The organism is Rhizobium sp. M10, assembly GCF_002531955.1.
GTDB classification, from domain to species: domain Bacteria; phylum Pseudomonadota; class Alphaproteobacteria; order Rhizobiales; family Rhizobiaceae; genus Rhizobium; species Rhizobium etli_C.
The window spans coordinates 112,270-131,807 of record NZ_NWTA01000009.1 but is presented as its reverse complement, the minus strand read 5'-3'; the positions used below and the strand labels follow the sequence as shown (position 1 = coordinate 131,807).

Annotated in this window: 19 protein-coding genes; 18 read left to right on the top strand and 1 reads right to left on the bottom strand. The window is 62.6% G+C overall.

Annotated features, from left to right (window positions below):
- Positions 1-101: 101 nt before the first annotated feature.
- Positions 102-3,005 (top strand): [protein-PII] uridylyltransferase, encoded by a 2,904-nt coding sequence (locus CO671_RS16725; RefSeq protein ID WP_097606852.1) that lies wholly within the window; start codon positions 102-104, stop codon positions 3,003-3,005.
- Positions 3,002-4,582 carry a murein biosynthesis integral membrane protein MurJ gene (gene murJ / locus CO671_RS16720; RefSeq protein ID WP_097606851.1) on the top strand — a complete coding sequence of 527 codons (1,581 nt, stop codon included), beginning with the start codon at positions 3,002-3,004 and terminating at the stop codon, positions 4,580-4,582. The genes CO671_RS16725 and murJ overlap by 4 nt, the downstream gene beginning before the upstream one ends.
- Positions 4,583-4,585: 3 nt before the next feature.
- On the opposite strand, the gene CO671_RS16715 is transcribed toward murJ, so the two are convergent.
- Entirely contained in the window at positions 4,586-5,014 is a 429-nt protein-coding gene (locus tag CO671_RS16715) for a D-Ala-D-Ala carboxypeptidase family metallohydrolase (RefSeq protein WP_097606850.1), read from the bottom strand.
- A 188-nt stretch (positions 5,015-5,202) separates the two neighbouring features.
- On the opposite strand from CO671_RS16715, the gene CO671_RS16710 reads away from it, so the two are divergent.
- The 16 genes from CO671_RS16710 to CO671_RS16635 all read left to right on the top strand — a co-directional run bounded on the left by CO671_RS16710 (position 5,203) and on the right by CO671_RS16635 (position 19,417).
- A complete protein-coding gene (locus CO671_RS16710) occupies positions 5,203-5,601 on the top strand; it encodes a VOC family protein (protein WP_097606849.1) in 399 nt (132 codons plus the stop codon).
- 192 nt (positions 5,602-5,793) lie between these two features.
- Positions 5,794-6,858: a tryptophan--tRNA ligase gene (gene trpS / locus CO671_RS16705; RefSeq protein ID WP_097606848.1), complete on the top strand. Its 1,065-nt coding sequence runs from the start codon at positions 5,794-5,796 to the stop codon at positions 6,856-6,858.
- 86 nt (positions 6,859-6,944) lie between these two features.
- Positions 6,945-7,436: a universal stress protein gene (locus tag CO671_RS16700; RefSeq protein ID WP_010027937.1), complete on the top strand. Its 492-nt coding sequence runs from the start codon at positions 6,945-6,947 to the stop codon at positions 7,434-7,436.
- 110 nt (positions 7,437-7,546) lie between these two features.
- A complete protein-coding gene (locus CO671_RS16695; protein ID WP_064707761.1) occupies positions 7,547-8,113 on the top strand; it encodes a NifU family protein in 567 nt (188 codons plus the stop codon).
- Positions 8,114-8,201: 88 nt separating this feature from the next.
- Positions 8,202-8,861, top strand: coding sequence for a tRNA (adenosine(37)-N6)-threonylcarbamoyltransferase complex dimerization subunit type 1 TsaB (tsaB, locus tag CO671_RS16690; protein WP_097606964.1), 660 nt, complete (start codon positions 8,202-8,204; stop codon positions 8,859-8,861).
- 1 nt (position 8,862) lies between these two features.
- Positions 8,863-9,357: an N-acetyltransferase gene (locus tag CO671_RS16685; protein ID WP_010028199.1), complete on the top strand. Its 495-nt coding sequence runs from the start codon at positions 8,863-8,865 to the stop codon at positions 9,355-9,357.
- Positions 9,358-9,440: 83 nt separating this feature from the next.
- Positions 9,441-9,869, top strand: coding sequence for a Fur family transcriptional regulator (locus CO671_RS16680; protein ID WP_010028198.1), 429 nt, complete (start codon positions 9,441-9,443; stop codon positions 9,867-9,869).
- 27 nt (positions 9,870-9,896) lie between these two features.
- On the top strand, positions 9,897-10,694 hold the full coding sequence (locus CO671_RS16675) for a lysophospholipid acyltransferase family protein (protein WP_097606847.1): 798 nt from the start codon (positions 9,897-9,899) through the stop codon (positions 10,692-10,694).
- A gap of 149 nt (positions 10,695-10,843) precedes the next feature.
- A complete protein-coding gene (miaB, locus tag CO671_RS16670; protein ID WP_097606846.1) occupies positions 10,844-12,253 on the top strand; it encodes a tRNA (N6-isopentenyl adenosine(37)-C2)-methylthiotransferase MiaB in 1,410 nt (469 codons plus the stop codon).
- A gap of 18 nt (positions 12,254-12,271) precedes the next feature.
- Complete coding sequence (locus CO671_RS16665; RefSeq protein ID WP_097606845.1) at positions 12,272-13,324, top strand: PhoH family protein; 1,053 nt, start codon at positions 12,272-12,274, stop codon at positions 13,322-13,324.
- A complete protein-coding gene (gene ybeY / locus CO671_RS16660) occupies positions 13,324-13,839 on the top strand; it encodes an rRNA maturation RNase YbeY (protein ID WP_097606844.1) in 516 nt (171 codons plus the stop codon). The genes CO671_RS16665 and ybeY overlap by 1 nt, the downstream gene beginning before the upstream one ends.
- Positions 13,836-14,981 (top strand): hemolysin family protein, encoded by a 1,146-nt coding sequence (locus CO671_RS16655; protein WP_097606843.1) that lies wholly within the window; start codon positions 13,836-13,838, stop codon positions 14,979-14,981. Before ybeY ends, CO671_RS16655 begins: the two co-directional genes overlap by 4 nt.
- A gap of 131 nt (positions 14,982-15,112) precedes the next feature.
- The gene (lnt, locus tag CO671_RS16650) at positions 15,113-16,717 is read left to right on the top strand and encodes an apolipoprotein N-acyltransferase (protein WP_097606842.1); all 1,605 of its coding nucleotides are present in this window, start codon (positions 15,113-15,115) and stop codon (positions 16,715-16,717) included.
- A 151-nt stretch (positions 16,718-16,868) separates the two neighbouring features.
- Positions 16,869-17,288, top strand: a complete 420-nt coding sequence (locus CO671_RS16645; RefSeq protein ID WP_004679846.1) for a helix-turn-helix domain-containing protein — start codon at positions 16,869-16,871, stop codon at positions 17,286-17,288.
- Between the two features lie 177 nt (positions 17,289-17,465).
- On the top strand, positions 17,466-18,719 hold the full coding sequence (metK, locus tag CO671_RS16640) for a methionine adenosyltransferase (protein WP_097606841.1): 1,254 nt from the start codon (positions 17,466-17,468) through the stop codon (positions 18,717-18,719).
- Positions 18,716-19,417: a tRNA (guanosine(46)-N(7))-methyltransferase TrmB gene (locus CO671_RS16635; protein WP_097606840.1), complete on the top strand. Its 702-nt coding sequence runs from the start codon at positions 18,716-18,718 to the stop codon at positions 19,415-19,417. The genes metK and CO671_RS16635 overlap by 4 nt, the downstream gene beginning before the upstream one ends.
- The last annotated feature ends 121 nt before the right edge of the window (positions 19,418-19,538 follow it).

Sequence of the window (19,538 nt, the reverse complement as noted above, 5' to 3'; positions counted from 1 at the left end):
GCGTCCGGCACCCCTGACCCGGCCAACACCATTTCGCCAAATTTAAAGGGTCTTGCAGTATGAGGACCTGTGTCAATCGCCTGGCAAAGAGGCTATAGCGCATGCAGACGAAACAAGCGGCAGGCCGCGAACCGGCCGCCCGGCACGAACAGGAAACCGCCCCGGCAACAGCGATGCGCGATCTTCATTTTATAGACATTCTCGATGCCGAACTGCTGCAGAAGCAGTGCGACGCCGTTGCCGAAGCCAACCGGAACCGGCCCGATGTCATGCGTACCGATCTCCTCGCCGTGCTGAAAAAGGCGAGCACGGAGGGCCGGCAGAAGGCGCGCGCAGCCCTAGCCGCCGACGGCAGCGGGCTCAACTGCGCCTACCGGATTTCCTGGCTGCAGGACCAGATCATCACGGTCCTCTATAATTTCGCCACCGCCCATATCTTTCCGCAGCAGAAGGACAAGTTCGCCGTCACCGCCGTCGGCGGCTATGGCCGCGACACGCTGGCGCCCGGCTCCGATATCGACCTGCTCTTCCTCTTCCTGCCGCGGCCGGCGGAAGAGACGCACAAGGCGGTCGAATTCATGCTCTACGTGCTCTGGGACATGGGATTCAAGGTCGGCCACGCCACCCGCACGGTGGAGGAATGCATCGCGCTTTCCAAGTCCGACATGACGATCCGCACCGCCATTCTGGAGATGCGCTTTATTTGCGGGTTGCAACGGCTGGAAACGGAGCTCGAGACCCGCTTCGACAAGGAAATCGTCACCGGCACCGGCCCTGAGTTCATCGCCGCCAAGCTTGCCGAGCGCGACGAACGCCACCGCAAGGCCGGCGACACGCGTTATCTCGTCGAACCGAACGTCAAGGAAGGCAAGGGCGGGCTTCGCGACCTGCACACGCTGTTCTGGATCTCGAAATATTATTATCACGTGCGCGACCAGGCGGAACTGGTCAAGCTCGGCGTCCTGTCAAAACACGAATACCGCCTGCTTGAGAAGGCCGACGATTTCCTCTGGGCGGTGCGCTGCCATATGCACTTCCTGACCGGCAAGGCCGAGGAACGGCTGTCCTTCGACATCCAGCGCGAGATCGCCGAAGCCTTCGGCTATCACACCCGCCCCGGCCTTTCGGCCGTCGAGCGCTTCATGAAACATTATTTCCTCGTCGCCAAGGATGTCGGCGATTTGACCCGCATCCTGTGCGCCGCGCTCGAAGACCAGCAGGCCAAATCGATTCCCGGCCTCACCGGCGTCATCAGCCGTTTCACCCATCGCACCCGCAAGATCGCCGGCAGCGTCGAATTCGTCGAAGACCGCGGCCGCATCGCACTCGCCGACGCGGAGGTGTTCAAGCGCGATCCGGTCAGCATCCTGCGGCTCTTCCATGTCGCCGACATCAATGGGCTGGAATTTCATCCCGATGCGCTGAAACGCGTCACCCGTTCGCTTGCCCTGATCGACAACAGCTTACGGGAAAACGACGAGGCGAACCGCCTGTTCATGTCGATCCTGACATCGAAACGCGACCCGGCGCTGATCCTGCGGCGGATGAACGAGGCCGGCGTGCTCGGCCGTTTCATTCCCGATTTCGGCAAGATCGTCGCGATGATGCAGTTCAACATGTATCACCACTATACGGTCGACGAACATCTGATCCGCACCGTCGACGTTCTCTCCGAGATCGACAAGTCGCGTTCGGAGGATCTGCACCCGCTCGCCAACAAGCTGATCGCGAATATCGAGGACCGCGAGGCGCTCTACGTCGCCGTTCTTCTCCACGATATCGCCAAGGGCCGGCTGGAGGATCATTCGATCGCCGGCGCCCGCGTCGCCCGCAAGCTCTGCGCCCGGTTCGGCCTGTCGCAGAAGCAGACGGAAATCGTTGTCTGGCTGATCGAGGAACATCTGACCATGTCGATGGTGGCGCAGACCCGCGACCTCACCGACCGCAAGACCATCACCGATTTCGCCGACCGGGTGCAGTCGCTCGACCGGCTGAAGATGCTGTTGATCCTGACGATCTGCGATATCCGCGCCGTCGGCCCCGGCGTCTGGAACGGCTGGAAGGGCCAGCTTCTGCGCACGCTCTATTATGAAACCGAGCTGCTTTTGGCCGGTGGTTTCTCGGAGGTCTCCCGCAAGGAGCGGGCGAACGCCGCCGCCGATGCGCTGCGGGCTGCGCTCTCCGACTGGAGCCAGAAGGACCGCAACACCTATACCAAACTGCATTACCAGCCCTATCTGCTCTCCGTGCCGCTGGAAGACCAGCTCCGCCACGCCCAGTTCATCCGCCAGGCCGACAAGGCGGGCCAGGCGCTCGCCACCATGGTGCGGACCGACAGTTTCCACGCCATCACCGAGATCACCGTGCTGTCGCCCGACCATCCGCGCCTGCTCGCCGTCATTGCCGGGGCGTGTGCGGCCGCCGGCGCCAACATCGTCGACGCGCAGATCTTCACGACGTCGGATGGACGGGCGCTCGATACGATCCATGTCAGCCGCGAGTTTGCCGACGATGCCGACGAACTGCGCCGCGCCGGCACGATCGGACGGATGATCGAAGACGTGCTGTCGGGGCGCAAGCGCCTGCCCGAAGTCATCGCCACGCGCGCGCGCAACCGCAAGAAAAGCAAGGCCTTCGTCATTCCGCCGTCGGTCAACATCACCAACAGCCTGTCGAACAAATTCACCGTCATCGAGGTCGAATGCCTCGACCGGCCCGGCCTCTTGTCGGAGATCACCGCTGTGCTCTCCGATCTGTCGCTCGACATCCAGTCGGCCCGCATCACCACCTTCGGCGAGAAGGTGATCGACACCTTCTACGTCACCGATCTGGTCGGCCAGAAAATCTCGGGCGACAGCAAGCGCGCCAACATCACCGCCCGGATGAAGGCGGTGATGGCCGAGGAGGAGGACGAGCTGCGCGAGCGCATGCCTTCCGGCATCATCGCGCCCGCCGCCACCCGGACATCGCCCCCAGCCGAAAAGAAAGCCGATTCCCCAGCATGAGCCTCGTCAAGAAATTCGCGACCGTCGGCGGCGCCACCCTCGGCAGCCGAATCTTCGGCTTCGCCCGCGAAACGCTGATGGCGGCCGCACTCGGCACCGGCCCGATGGCCGACGTCTTCTACGCCGCCTTCCGCTTCCCGAACCTGTTTCGCCGGCTGTTTGCCGAGGGCGCCTTCAACGCCGCCTTCGTGCCCCTCTTTGCCAAGGAGATCGAGGCGAACGGCACGGATGGCGCCAAGCGCTTTTCCGAGGAAGTCTTCGGCGTGTTGTTTTCGGTGCTGCTCCTCATCACCATCGTGATGGAGCTCTCCATGCCGCTGCTGGTGCGTTTTATCATCGCGCCGGGTTTCGCCGACGACCCCGAGAAATTCTCGATCACGATCCGCATGGCGGCCGTGATGTTTCCCTATCTCATGTGCATGTCGCTAACGGCAATGATGAGCGGCATGCTGAATTCGCTGCATCATTTCTTCGCCGCCGCCATCGCTCCCGTCTTCTTGAACGTGGTGATGATCGGGGCGCTGTTCTATGCGCTCTATACCGGTGCCGATCCGCTGGCGACCGCCTGGTATCTTTCCTGGGGCGTGCTTGTGGCCGGCGTGCTGCAGCTTGCCGTCGTCTATGTCGGCGTGCTTGCGGCCGGCATGAGCATCGGCCTGCGCTTCCCGAAGATGACGCCGAACGTCAAGCGGCTGCTGATTCTGGCCGTGCCGGCCGCCGTCACCGGCGGCATCACCCAGATCAACCAGCTGATCGGCCAGGCGATCGCCTCCTCCCGCGACGGCGCGATCGCGGCACTGCAATATGCCGACCGCATCTACCAGCTGCCGCTCGGCGTCGTCGGCGTCGCCGTCGGCGTGGTGCTGCTGCCGGAGCTGGCGCGCGCCTTGAAGGCCGGCCACTTGCGCGAGGCCGGCAACCTGCAGAACCGCTCGATCGAATTCGTGCTGTTCCTGACCATTCCGGCCGCCTTCGCGCTGTGGATCCTGTCCGACGAGATAATCCGCGTGCTCTACGAACGCGGCGCTTTCCATCAGGAAAACACCCTCGTCGTCGGCTCGATCCTGGCGATTTACGGCATCGGCCTGCCCGCCTTCGTGCTGATCAAGGCGCTGCAACCCGGCTTCTATGCCCGCGAGGACACCAAGACGCCGATGCGCTTCTCGGCGATCGCCGTCGCGACCAACTGCGCCACGGCGCTGACACTCTTCCCCTATATGGGCGCGCCCGGCATCGCCGTCGCCGAAGCCACCGCCGGCTGGATCAGTACCGTGCTGCTGTTCACCACGCTGTTGCGCCGCGGGCATCTGACATGGGAATGGGCGCTGGCAAAACGCGCCGCCCTGTTGATCGTCGCTGCCGCCGTCATGGGGGCGGCGATCGTCTTCCTCAAGCAGTATTTTGCGCCCTGGCTTGCCTCGGGCGCGCCGCTTCTCACCAAGATCGGCACGCTGGGGCTTTTGATTGCGATCTCCATGCTGGTCTATTTCGCCGCCGCCTTCCTGATCGGCGGAGCGAATCTCGGCATGATCCGGCGCAATCTGAACCGCAAACCGGTGGCGGCAGAGGATGCATAAGCCCTAACAATCGACCCACCGCCTCCGCGGCCCGACATCGACATGGACGATGCCGTTGCAATAGGTGCCGATGCCGCCGATACCCGGTGCGCTGCTTGCGGCGGCGATGATGGTGCGCTCCGACAGGCCCGGCATCCTGATATCGGCCGCCAGGCATTTGCCGTGCAGGGAGCCATGACGGCGGGGATGCGGCCTCAGGCCGGAGGTGATCATCGGACGGCGTCCGGTTTTCGCGGCGATATGCGACAACACGGCCCGAAGACGCGCGGGAAAACAGCCGGCACGGACGCTGACGGTCTGCACCGTATAGGCGAGGCGCGCCTCATGTTTCGGCAGGTGAATAGCCGGCCTTTTGCTGTCTTGACCGACGGCGCTGGTTACTGATTGTAGAGCGAAAAGGCCTGCCATGGCGAGCAAAGCGGGGTTCTGCATGGGTCCCTCCGGGCGGTTGGAACGGCGGCCATCCCGCCACCCCTGCGCGGTCGAGGATTTTCAGTTCAATAAAAGCTTTTCTGTGAAATTTTATACTCAATTATAACTAAACAGCCTGATCAATTCGGCTTAAAACCGGGGCAATGCCTGCCTCAAAATGGAAAAAACATCCAAACACAGGAGATCACATGACGATCCAGTCGCTTTTCCTCGTCACTCTGGTCGTCGACGATTACGACCGCGCCAAGGCCTTTTATTGCGATGTGCTCGGTTTCGACTGCCTTGAGGACAAGCCGCAGCCGGAGGGCAAACGCTGGGTGGTGGTGAAGCCGCGAGGCGGGGATGGCGCCGCCTTTCTGCTGGCGCAGGCGGCGAACGATGCGCAGCACGCAGCAATCGGCAACCAGACGGGTGGTCGTGTCGGCTTCTTCCTGAAGACCGACGATTTCGCCCGCGATCATACCGCCATGCTTGCAGCCGGCGTCCGCTTTCTGGAGCAGCCCAGGCATGAGGTTTACGGCACCGTGGCGGTCTTTGCCGATCCCTACGGCAACAGCTTCGATCTGATCCAGCATGCCGCAGGCTGAACCTCTTGATTGCGACCGGCTGCCCGTGCATAAGCCGCGGCGTTAGCAACATGGGCGAACAGCCCACTGCTTTATTCCTCAGGTCGGAATCGACTTGAGGAATAAAGCAGCAATTTCGAATGTTACAGCGTCCTTTGCGCGTCTGAAAGACGCGCGGCGCTGTAGGCCCTCCACCAGCCTATTGAGGACGACATGAGCGAATTCAAGAAACTCGTATTCTCCGGCGTGCAGCCGACCGGCAATCTGCATCTCGGCAATTATCTCGGCGCGATCCGCCGCTTCGTGGCACTGCAGGAAGGCAATGACTGCATCTACTGCGTCGTCGACATGCATGCGCTGACTGCCCAGCTGGTGCACGAGGACATGCCGGGCCAGACGCGCTCGATCGCCGCCGCCTTCATCGCCGCCGGCATCGATCCGGAAAAACACATCGTCTTCAATCAGTCGGCCGTGCCGCAGCATGCCGAACTCGCCTGGATCTTCAACTGCGTCGCCCGCATCGGCTGGATGAACCGCATGACGCAGTTCAAGGACAAGGCCGGCAAGGACCGCGAGCAGGCCTCGCTCGGCCTCTACGCCTATCCGAGCCTGATGGCCGCCGACATTCTCGTCTACCGCGCCACCCATGTGCCGGTCGGTGAGGACCAGAAGCAGCATCTCGAGCTTGCCCGCGACATCGCCATGAAGTTCAACCTCGATTATGCCGAGCATATCGGCAGGACCGGCTACGGCATCGACATCACCGTCGGCGACGAGCCGGTGCATGCCTATTTCCCGATGGTCGAGCCGCTGATCGGCGGACCGGCACCGCGCGTCATGTCGCTGCGCGACGGCACCAAGAAAATGTCGAAATCGGATCCTTCGGACCTGTCGCGCATCAATCTGATGGATGACGAGGATGCAATCTCGAAGAAGATCCGCAAGGCAAAGACCGATCCGGACGGTTTGCCGAGCGAGGTCGACGGGCTGCAGGGCCGGCCGGAAGCCGACAATCTGGTGGCGATCTATGCCGCGCTTGCCGACAAATCGAAGCCGGAAGTGCTTGCCGAATTCGGCGGCCAGCAGTTCTCGGTCTTCAAGCCGGCGCTGGTCGATCTCGCCATCCAGGTGCTGGCGCCGATCACCGGCGAAATGCGCCGGCTGATGGACGATACCAGCCACATCGATGCGATCCTGCGCAGGGGCAGCGAACGTGCCCGGGCTCGCGCCGAGGTGACGATGAACCAGCTGCGGGACGTCATCGGTTTCCTGTATTAAGGCACATCTCCTCTTCTCCCGGTTGGGGGAAGAGGAGCAAAAACTGCGCTTGCAATTTTTCCGCTTCGGGTGTCAGAGTCCGCCGCATGGTATCGAAGCGACTCTCACGGCTCGAAGGTCATCGCCGCAAATTCATGGCGGTGATCGACGGTACACCCGAATGCCAACGCGCCGTTCATTATGCCGGCCGGCGCGCGAAGAATTCCAATGGCGGGCTGGTGCTGCTCTACGTCATTCCCGACGGGGATTTTCAGCAATGGCTGGGTGTCGAGGCGATCATGCGGGCGGAAGCCCGTGAAGAGGCCGAGGCGACCGTCGCCAAGATCGCCCAGATCGTGCGCGAGACGATCGGCATCGAGCCGGAAATCGTTATCCGCGAAGGCGGTGCGGCCGAACAGATCAACGCGGTGATCGAGGACGACCGCGATGTGGCGATCCTCGTTCTGGCCGCCGGTTCGGCGAAGGAAGGTCCGGGACCGCTGGTCTCGTCGATCGCCGGACGCGCGGCGGCGTTTCCGATTCCGGTGACCGTGCTGCCGGATACGCTGACGAACGAGGAAATCGACGCCCTCTGCTGAGCCTATTTCTTGAGTACAAGTCTCTTGATTAGATCAGGCAATGGGCCTATTTTCTTTTGAAGAATTCTAAAAGACGGTCGAGGTCTTGGGCCCGCCGCATGGAGAGCCAGATGTTCATTCAGACCGAAGCCACGCCGAATCCCGCCACGCAGAAGTTCCTGCCGGGCAAGGTCGTCATGGAAAACGGCACCGCCGAATTCCGCAGCGCCGAAGAGGCCGAGGCTTCGCCGCTCGCTGCCCGGCTGTTCGAAATCCCTGGCGTCACCGGCGTCTATTTCGGCTATGATTTCATTTCTGTCTCCAAGGACGATGCCGAATGGCAGCATCTTAAGCCGGCTATCCTTGGCTCGATCATGGAGCATTTCATGTCCGGCAAGCCGGTCATGGGCGATGCCTCCATCCTGTCCGAAGACGCCGATGCCGGCGACGAATTCTTCGATGAAAGCGACGAGTCGATCGTGCTGACCATCAAGGAGCTTCTGGAGACCCGGGTGCGCCCGGCCGTTGCCCAGGACGGCGGCGACATCACCTTCCGCGGCTTCAAGGACGGCAAGGTCTATCTGAACATGAAGGGTTCCTGCTCCGGCTGCCCGTCTTCGACGGCGACGCTGAAGCACGGCGTCCAGAACCTGCTGCGCCATTTCGTACCCGAAGTGCAGGAAGTGATTGCCGCTTGAAAATCTCGAATTCGTTCCGGCCGTTCATCTCTCGTTCGGCCGGACGGGTTTATGGTTAGCGACAAGAGTTTATTCGGAAATTGATGGCATGATCGTTCTGGCGCTCGACACGGCAGGTGTAGATTGCTCTGCCGCCGTTTATGACAGCGGCAGGAATACGGTGCTGGGGGAGGCATCGGACATGATCGGCAAGGGGCATGCTGAACATCTGATCGATATCGTCGACCGTGCACTGGCTCAGGCCGATATGACGCTTTCTGAGGTCGACCGCCTCGCCGTCACCATTGGCCCCGGCTCCTTTACCGGTATCCGCGTCGGCGTTGCCGCAGCCCGCGGTTTTGCGCTCTCCCTGCAAATCCCCGTCGTCGGCGTCACCACACTCGAAGTGATGGCGGCCGCAGAGCGTGAGAGGACGCCCGGCCGCGCGGTGCTTGCGGCCATGGACGCCAAGCGGGACGAAATCTATCTCCAGTCCTTTGCGGCGGATGGTTCTCCGCTCGATGCGCCGCGGGCGGCAAGCGTCGCCGATGCCCAGGCTTTCGCCGCCGGCTTCGACGGCGAGATCACCGGTTCGGCAACGCCGCTCCTGAAGGCGGACGCCGGCGGCGACCATGCCAACGTGTTTCCGATTTCAGTGGTGGCGCGCCTCGGTGCCGCCGCCGCCGATGCCGGAAAGCCAAAGCCCCTTTATCTGCGCGGACCGGATGCCAAACCGCAGGCCGGATATGCGATTGCGCGACGAGTGTGACATGCTGGAAGCCTATCTGACGCTGAAGCCGGAATTCGAGATCATCGCCATGGAGCGCGAGGATTGCCGCGACGTCGCCGTCCTGCATGGCGAGCGTTTCGCAAGGCCCTGGGGCGACGGCGAGTTCCACAGCCTGCTGTCGCAGGAGACCGTGTTCGGCTTCGTCGCGCGCCAGACCAATGCCATCCTGAAGAAGCCGCTGCCCGGCTTCATTCTTGCCCGCCAGGTCGCCGGCGAGGCGGAAATCCTGACGGTCGCCGTGCAGGCCAAGGTCGCCCGTTCCGGGCTCGGCTGGCGGCTGATGCAGGCGGCGATGCGGGAGGCGCGGGCGCGCGGCGGCGAGAGCATGTTTCTCGAGGTCGACAACGGCAATACGGCCGCCCTCGGCCTCTACCGCAAGCTCGGCTTCGAGAAGGTCGGCGAGCGCCAAGGCTACTACAAGCAGGAAAACGGCGCCCTTTCCACGGCGCTTGTCATGAAGCGCGTTCTTCGGTAGTTCCGTGGCAGAGAGATGACAGGCCGGCCGGCGCGACGACCGTGCGGGCGTTGTCGAAACGCGAATATTTTTGAAGGCGGGCCATGCCTGATGTAGCCAAGACCCTTGAGGAGCTTTGCGCCGAACGCGGCATGCGCATGACCGAGCAGCGCCGCGTGATCGCGCGCATCCTGGAAGATTCGGCAGACCATCCCGACGTCGAAGAGCTCTACCGCCGCTCGGTGAAAGTCGATGCGAAAATCTCGATCTCGACCGTCTATCGCACCGTCAAACTGTTCGAGGATGCCGGCATCATCGCCCGCCACGACTTCCGCGACGGGCGCTCGCGCTACGAAACAGTGCCGGAAGAGCACCATGACCACCTCATCGACCTGAAAACCGGCACGGTCATCGAATTTCGCTCGCCGGAGATCGAGGCGCTGCAGGAGCGCATCGCCCGCGAACACGGCTTCCAGCTGGTCGATCATCGCCTGGAGCTCTACGGCATTCCGTTGAAGAAGGACGATCTCTGAAGCAATGGCCGCCCGGGAGCAGCACCTTTGATCGCCTGGCTGCGCATCGCCTTGGCTGCGGCCGTCATCCTTGCCGTCAGCATCGTGCTCATACCGCTGCAGCTGCTGGCGCTGCGTTTCGACTGGCGGCTGCGCCGCCGGCTGCCGCGCGTCTGGCACCGCATCATCTGCTATTGCCTCGGCATCCGCGTGCGCGTCACCGGCAGGCTGGAAGATCGCCGGCCGCTGATGCTTTGCTCCAACCATTCGTCCTGGATGGATATCATGGTGATGTCGGCCGTGGCCGACGTCGCCTTCATCGCCAAGATCGAGGTGGCCGACTGGCCGATCTTCGGCACGCTTGCCAAGCTGCAGAAAAGCGTCTTCGTCGTGCGCGAGGAGAGGCGCAAAACCGGTCATCAGGCCAATGAGATCGCCGGGCGCATGGCCGACGGCGAAATCATCGTGCTCTTCCCGGAGGGCACGACCTCGGACGGCAACCGGCTGCTGGAGGTGAAATCCTCGCTTTTCGGCGCCGCCGCGATGGCCGTGCCCGCCTCGCCGACGGGGACAGTCGTGGTGCAGCCGGTGGCGATCGCCTATACCCGCGTGCACGGCATCGCCATGGGGCGCTATCACAGGCCGCTCGCCGCCTGGCCGGGTGATATCGAGCTCTTGCCGCACCTGATCGACATCGTCAGATGCGGCGCCCTCGACGCGGAGGTTTGCTTCGGCGAAGCGGTGGAATACCGCGCCGACACCAACCGCAAGGAGGTGAGCGCGACGATCGCCTCGCGCATCCGCAACCTCCTGAACAGCCGCCTGCGCGGGCGGGAAATTTCCTAAAGCGCGTCGCGATCTTTCAGATGCGCTCCTTGCGCTTTAGCTCCCGGTTTTCTCGCATGCCGTTGTCGCAAGGTCGCTGCACAGTTTTGCGCGGCTGCTAAAACAAGATTTTGATTTTCTCGGGCGGCAAAAACCACTACATAGCCGCCATGACACAGGACAGCGCCCTTCTTCAGGCCCCGGAGCAGACACTCCGCGACGGCTCCAACAGCCGCAAGGTCTTCATCAAGACCTATGGCTGCCAGATGAACGTCTATGATTCCACGCGCATGAGCGATGCGCTCGCCCGCGACGGTTACGAGCCGACCGAGGACATGGAAGAGGCCGACCTTGTCCTTCTCAACACCTGCCATATCCGCGAAAAGGCGGCCGAGAAGGTCTATTCCGCGCTCGGCCGGCTGCGCGAGATGAAGAAGAAGAAGGCGGCGGACGGAAGGGAGATGATGATCGGCGTTGCCGGCTGCGTCGCCCAGGCCGAAGGCGAGGAGATCCTGCGTCGCGCGCCGGCCGTCGACGTCGTCATCGGTCCGCAGACTTATCATCGCCTGCCGGAAGCGCTGCGGCGGGCCAAACAGGGCCAGCGCGTCGTCGATACCGAATATGCGATCGAGGACAAGTTCGAGCATCTGCCGATCGCCGAGAGCCGGAAGATCCGCGCCCGCGGCGTCACCGCCTTCCTGACGGTGCAGGAGGGCTGCGACAAGTTCTGCACCTTCTGCGTCGTGCCCTATACGCGCGGCTCGGAAGTGTCGCGGCCGGTTTCCCAGATCGTCGAGGAAGCCGAAAAGCTCGTCGAAGCCGGCGTACGCGAGATCACCCTGCTCGGCCAGAACGTCAATGCCTGGCACGGCGCCGGGCCTCGGGGCGAGGCATGGAGCCTCGGCGACCTGCTCTACCGCCTGGCCGAGATCCCCGGCCTCGCGCGGCTGCGTTATACCACCAGCCATCCGCGCGACATGGACGACCGGCTGATCGAGGCGCACCGCGACTTGCGGGCGCTGATGCCCTATCTGCACCTGCCGGTGCAATCGGGCTCGGACCGCATCCTGAAAGCGATGAACCGGCGCCATACCGCAGCCGAATATCTGACGCTGATCGAACGCATCCGCACGGTGCGGCCCGACATCGCGCTGTCGGGCGATTTCATCACCGGCTTTCCGGGGGAGACAGATGCGGATTTTGAGGATACACTGAGACTTGTAGAGGAGGTGCGCTACGCGCAGGCCTTCTCGTTCAAATACTCGACACGGCCGGGCACACCCGGTGCGGAACTGAAGGACCAGGTGCCGGAAGAAATCAAGGCAGAACGGCTGGAACGCCTGCAAGCGCTTCTTTTGAAGCAGCAGCAGGAATTTGCCGAATCCTGCATCGGCAAGGAGATCGATCTGCTGCTCGAAAAGCCCGGCCGCATGCCCGGCCAGCTAATCGGACGTTCTCCCTGGCTTCAATCCGTGAATGTTGATGCAAAAGCATCGCAAATCGGTGACATTATTAAAGTGCGAATCACCGGAACCGGAACGAACAGCCTGTTTGCCGAACGCGCAGAGGCTGCGGTCTAACCCAAGGAGCCCGACCGCTTGAACGGACAAGAATTGGTTTCTTCTTCACCGCGCCACCCCCGCACGCCGAGCGACACCAATCACTTCGTCCTGACGTTCGAGAACAATCGGTTCGCCAGCGAGCTCTTCGGTCAATTCGACCAGAACCTCAAGCTGCTCGAGGAGCGGCTCAACATCGATGCGCGGGCGCGCGGCAATTCCGTCGTCATATCGGGCGATGTCGTGACCACCAACCAGGCACGGCGCACGCTCGACTATCTCTATGAAAAACTTCAGAAAGGCGGCAGCGTGGAACGATCCGACGTCGAGGGCGCAATCCGCATGGCGGTCGCCGCCGACGATCAGCTCAGCCTGCCGACGATGGAGCGCAAGGCCAAGCTGACGATGGCGCAGGTCTCCACCCGCAAGAAGACGATCATCGCCCGCACGCCGACCCAGGACGCCTATATCAGGGCGCTGGAACGCTCCGAACTGGTCTTCGGCGTCGGCCCGGCCGGCACCGGCAAGACCTATCTCGCCGTCGCCCATGCCGCCCAGCTGCTGGAGCGCGGCGCGGTCGAAAAAATCATCCTGTCGCGTCCGGCCGTTGAGGCCGGTGAGCGTCTGGGCTTCCTGCCCGGCGACATGAAGGAAAAGGTCGATCCCTATCTTCGCCCGCTCTATGACGCGCTCTATGACATGATCCCGGCCGACAAGGTCGACCGGGCGATCACCGCCGGCGTCATCGAAATCGCGCCGCTCGCCTTCATGCGCGGCCGCACGCTCGCCAATGCCGCGATCATCCTCGACGAAGCGCAGAACACCACGTCGATGCAGATGAAGATGTTCCTGACGCGCCTCGGCGAGAATGCGCGGATGATCGTCACCGGCGACCCGAGCCAGATCGACCTGCCGCGCGGCGTCAAATCCGGCCTGGTCGAGGCCCTGCAGCTGCTGAACGGCGTCGAGGGCATCTCGATCGTGCGCTTCAAGGATACCGACGTCGTGCGTCATCCGCTGGTCGGGCGCATCGTCAGGGCCTATGATTCGACCTATGCCGTCGAACCCGAAGACGTCAGCCGGCAGGACTGATGGCCGAGCTCGACATCCAGATCAGCATCGAGAACATCGGCTGGCCCGAGGAAGAGACGCTGCTGGCTTTTTGCGGCCGCGTGCTCGGGGCAGCGGCGGTCTATCTCCGCGACAGCGAAAGGCAGCCCTTCCCGACGATGCCGCCCGAGGTTTCGCTGGTGTTTACCGACGACGCCTCGATCCAGGACATCAACGCCGAGTGGCGCGGCAAGGACAAGGCGACCAACGTGCTCTCCTTTCCGGCCTTTCCGGTTCAGCCTGGCAAAATGCCCGGCCCGATGCTCGGCGACATCATCATTGCCCGGGAGACGGTGGAGCGGGAGGCCCATGAGCTCGAAAAGAGTTTCGACGACCACCTGACCCATCTTCTGGTGCACGGTTTCTTGCATCTTCTCGGCTACGACCATATGAATAGTACCGAAGCCGAAATTATGGAGGGGCTGGAGACTCGCATTTTGGCGCAGCTCGGCCTATCTGATCCTTACGAGGGTCAAGACCTTAAAATGGAACCATGAGCGACTTTACGACGAAGCCGGCGGCAGACGCCAAGGACTCCGAGTCATCCTCCTCTTCGGACGAGGCGGGCAGTAGTAGTCGGCCATCCGGCCGATCCCAATCCTTCTGGTCGCGCGCCGCGCGCATTCTCCGCCCGCAGCAAGGCTCGCGGCTGCGCGAGGATCTGGCCGACGCGCTGATGACCGACGCGGCCGGCGACGATGCCTTTTCGCCCGACGAGCGGGCGATGCTGCACAATATCCTGCGCTTCCGCGAGGTGCGGGTCGCCGACGTGATGGTGCCGCGCGCCGATATCGAGGCGGTGGACCAGAACATCACCATCGGCGAGCTGATGATCCTGTTCGAGGAATCCGGCCGCTCGCGCATGCCCGTCTATGCCGATACGCTCGACGATCCGCGCGGCATGGTGCATATCCGCGACCTGCTCTCCTATGTCGCCAAGCAGGCGCGCAACAAGCGCCGCGGCCCGACAAAACCGGCCGTTACCCTGCCGGCGATCGACGTTGCGCCTGAGAATATCCAGAAGCCGACGCGTTCGGCCAAGCCGAATTTCGATCTCGCCCGCGTCGACCTGCAGAAGACGCTGGCCGAGGCCGGCATCATCCGCAAGATCCTGTTCGTGCCGCCGTCGATGCTGGCCTCCGACCTGCTGCGCCGGATGCAGGTGAACCGCACGCAGATGGCGCTGGTCATCGACGAATATGGCGGCACCGACGGGCTCGCCTCGCATGAGGACATCGTCGAAATGGTGGTCGGCGACATCGACGACGAACATGACGACGAAGAGGTGATGTTCAAGCGCGTCGCCGAAGACGTCTTCGTCGCCGACGCCCGCGTCGAGCTGGAAGAGATCGCCGAAGCGATCGGGCCGGATTTCGACATCAGCGAGCAGGTCGACGAAGTCGATACGCTGGGCGGGCTGATCTTCTCGGCCCTCGGCCGCATTCCGGTGCGCGGCGAAGTCGTTCAGGCGCTGCCGAATTTCGAGTTCCACATCCTCGACGCCGATCCGCGCCGCATCAAACGGCTGCGCATCACCCGTAAGCGCCACGCAATTCGCCGCCGCGCCAAAGAGGCCGGCGACATCACGCCCGGCTCCGAGACCGGTGACGACCGGCCGGCCGAATCGACCGCCAACTAGTTCCTTGCTTTTGCAGCGTGTCGTCATTCCGGAACCGCTGCGCGGTTCCTGACGACGTGCATTAACAGGACAAAGAGCCGCTTTTTTGAAAGACTGCGGATGGGTTGATTCGCGGTTTGATGGGAGTGCGCATGGAGCGGCTTGCGGACAGGGTTATCCTCGTCTGGGGGGTCAAACGGTCGTTGCTGGCCGTTGCTGCAGGGGCATTCGCCGTGCTGGCGCTGCCGCCCTTCGGCTTTTTCGCGGCGATGTTCCTGTCCTTCACGCTGCTCGTCTGGCTGATCGACGGAGCGGCGGCTTCGCCTGAAAGCGGCCTGATCGGCAGGCTGTGGCCGGCTTTTGCGGTCGGCTGGCTGTTCGGCTTCGGCTATTTCGTCGCCGGCCTCTGGTGGCTCGGCCACGCGCTGCTGGTCGATTCGGAGGAATTCGCCTGGGCGCTGCCGCTCGCCATCCTCGGTCTGCCGGCCTGTCTGGCGATCTTCTATGGGCTGGCTGTTGCGCTGGCCCGCATCTTCTGGTCCGACGGCATGGGGCGGATCGCCGCGCTTGCGGCCGGCTTCGGGCTGATGGAATGGCTTCGCAGCGTCATCCTCACCGGTTTTCCCTGGAACGCCATCGGCTACGGCCTGATGCCGGTTCCGCTGATGATGCAGTCGGCGCATGTGATCGGGGCGATGGGCGTGACCGCCCTTGCCGTCTTCGTCTTTTCCGCCCCCGCCCTTGTCGGGACCCGGCAGGGCGCACGCACCGGCATTGCGCTTGCCGTCCTGCTGTTTGCCGCCCATCTCGGCTACGGCACCTATGTTCTCTATCTGGCGCCGCGGCCCGTGCCGTTGCCCGAGGACAAGCGGCCGGTGGTGCGGCTGGTGCAGCCTGATATCGATCAAGCGGCGAAGATGGACAACGACGCCGATCGCAATGCGATCTTCGAGACGCATCTGAAGCTTTCGGCCGAGGCGCCGAGGAATGGCGGGCGCAAGCCCAATATCATCGTCTGGCCGGAAACCTCGATCCCCTTTATCCTGACCGACAACCAGGATGCGCTGACGCGGATCGCCGATACGCTCGACGACGACCAGATCCTGATCGCCGGCGCGGTGCGCGCCGAGGAGATGGGACCGGGCACGCCGGTGCGCTACTATAATTCCATCTATGTGATCGACGGCCGCGGCCAGATCATTGCCGCTTCCGACAAGGTGCATCTGGTGCCCTTCGGCGAATATCTGCCCTTCGAAGACCTGCTCACCGAATTCGGCATGCAGAACGTCGTCGAGATCCCGGGCGGGTTTTCGGCTGCCGCAAGCCGGCACCTGCTGACGCTGCCCGGCGGCCTCAATCTTTATCCGCTGATCTGCTACGAGATCATTTTTCCTGATGAAATGACCGGCGACATAAAAGACGCCAACGCACTCCTCAACCTCACCAATGATGCCTGGTTCGGCATGACGCCCGGCCCCTACCAGCATTTCCTGCAGGCGCGGGTGCGGGCGGTCGAGACCGGCCTGCCGCTGATTCGCGACGCCAATAGCGGCATTTCGGCGCTGGTGAACGCGCACGGAGAAATAATCGCCGGCCTCGATCTTGGAGAAACCGGCTTTATTGATGCAACTGTCGATAGCCTCAGTGAAGGGTTCGGAACCACATACCCCCACCAGACATACTTCTGGTTGACCGAGGCTCTGCTGATTTTGATTGCGCTGATCTCGCGCGGAGGTTTTATTTTAGGGTTGAATTGACCAAAAACCCCTAAAATTGCATAGTGATGACAATCGGCGTTCCTAACGTATGTTGGAAGGTGGGTTCCCACCGACTGCAACGTGGCGTTTTGGGATGGATCAGGGGCATGCCGGTTGGACACAGGTTGAAATTCGTAGCTAGGGCACGACCATGATAGAAAACAAGAAAAAGCCGAATCCCATCGACATCCATGTTGGCAGCCGCATTCGCCTCCGCCGAACGATGCTCGGCATGAGTCAGGAAAAGCTTGGTGAAAGCCTCGGCATCACCTTTCAGCAGATCCAGAAATATGAAAAGGGCACCAACCGCGTCGGTGCAAGCCGTCTGCAGAACATCTCGAGCATTTTGAACGTCCCGGTCTCCTTCTTCTTCGAGGATGCACCCGGCGAACATTCCGGCGCCATCGGCGGCATGGCCGAAGCCTCCAGCTCGAATTATGTCGTCGACTTCCTCTCCTCCTCCGAAGGCCTGCAACTCAACCGCGCCTTCGTGAAGATTTCCGATCCCAAGGTTCGCCGCAAGGTCGTGGAACTGGTCAAGGCGCTCGCGGCCGAAGCCGACGCCGACTGATCACAGCTCCCTTCGCAGAATGGAAGGCGGCCGAAAGGCCGCTTTTTTGCGTTTTTGGGGCAAAATTTGTCACTTTGCCGCAGATATAAAGATATATTTATGTCCTTCTGCGCTTGTCATCGGCGCTCGAACTGAGTACCTACTAGCAGGCTTTTATTCTTTGAGGGGAATCCCGGAATGCGCGCGAATTATCTCTTTACCAGCGAATCTGTTGCCGAAGGTCACCCGGACAAAGTGTGTGACCGCATCTCCGACGAGATCGTCGATCTGGTCTACCGCGAAGCGGCCAAGACCGGCGTCAATCCGTGGGGCGTGCGCATTGCCTGTGAAACGCTGGCGACGACCAACCGCGTCGTCATCGCCGGCGAGGTCCGCCTGCCGCCGAGCCTGATGAAGAAGGACAAGGACGGCAACGACGTCATCAATCCGTCGAAGTTCAAGGCCGCTGCCCGCCGCGCGATCAAGGATATCGGCTACGAGCAGGACGGCTTCCACTGGAAGAAGGCAAAGATCGACGTGCTCCTGCACTCGCAGTCGGCCGACATCGCCCAGGGCGTCGACAGCGCCGCCGACCAGCAGGGCGACGAGGGCGCCGGCGACCAGGGCATCATGTTCGGTTATGCCTGCCGCGAGACGCCGGACCTGATGCCGGCGCCGATCTATTATTCCCACAAGATCCTGCAGCTGCTCGCAACCGCCCGCAAGAAGGGTGATGGCGAGGTCGCCAAGCTCGGCCCGGACGCCAAGAGCCAGGTGACCGTGCGTTATGTCGACGGCAAGCCGTCGGAAGCGACCTCGATCGTGCTTTCCACCCAGCATCTCGATGACAGCTGGGATTCCAACAAGGTCCGCGCCGTCGTCGAACCCTATATCCGCGAAGCGCTCGGCGAGCTGAAGATTGCGGATGATTGCAAGTGGTACATCAACCCGACCGGCAAGTTCGTCATCGGCGGCCCGGACGGTGATGCCGGCCTCACCGGCCGCAAGATCATCGTCGACACCTATGGCGGTGCGGCGCCGCATGGCGGCGGCGCATTCTCCGGCAAGGACACCACCAAGGTCGACCGTTCGGCTGCCTATGCCGCCCGCTATCTCGCCAAGAACGTCGTGGCCGCCGGCCTTGCCGACCGCTGCACGATCCAGCTCTCCTACGCGATCGGCGTCGCCCAGCCGCTGTCGATCTATGTCGACCTGCACGGCACCGGCAAGGGCGTTTCCGAGGACCAGGTCGAAGCGGCGATCCGCGAGAATATGGATCTGTCGCCGTCGGGCATCCGCCGTCACCTCGACCTCAACAAGCCGATCTACGCCAAGACCTCGGCTTACGGCCATTTCGGCCGAAAGGCCGGCCGTGACGGCTCGTTCTCCTGGGAGCGCACCGACCTCGTCAAGGCGCTGAAGGAAGCCGTCAAGACCAAGGCCGCTGCATGACCGATATGGAGCGCCGGGGCCGGGCGACCGAAGCCTTTTTCGGTCGCCGCAAGGGCAAGGCCCTGCGCGAACAGCAGGCCGAGACGTTAAACAGCCTGCTCCCGGCATTCCTCGTCGACCTCTCGGCGGCTCCTCCGGAGCCGCTGACCTCCCTCTTCCCGGTTGCCGTCAAAACAGTGCGGCTGGAAATCGGTTTCGGCGGCGGCGAGCATCTGATCCACCGCGCCTTGGAAAGGCCTTCGACCGGCTTCATCGGCGTCGAGCCCTTCGTCAATTCCATGCAGAAGCTGTTGTCGCGCATCGGCGAGACGGGGGCGCGCAATATCCGCGTCTACAACGACGATGCGACGCAGCTGCTCGACTGGCTGCCGGACGCGTCGCTCGACCAGATCGACCTGCTCTATCCCGATCCCTGGCCGAAGCGGAAACACTGGAAACGCCGTTTCGTCTCGAAGACCAATCTCGACCGCTTCCATCGCGTGCTGAAGCCCGGCGGCCTGTTCTGCTTCGCCTCCGACATCGACACCTATGTGAACTGGACGCTGCTCAAATGCCGCGACCATGGCGGCTTCGACTGGCTCGCCGACAATGCGGCCGACTGGCTGACGCCCTACGAGGGCTGGCCGAGCACCCGCTACGAGGCCAAGGCGCGGCGTGAAGGCCGGTCTTCGGCCTATCTGACATTCCGGAAAATCTGAGGCTCCGGGAAGTTCGGCGAACGCGGCATGACGAACAATCTCTTGGGACCCTGTCCTGGTGGATTCAATAGACGAACAGTGCGCGTTCGCTCACGACAAGTTGTTGTCTAACGCTCTGCCG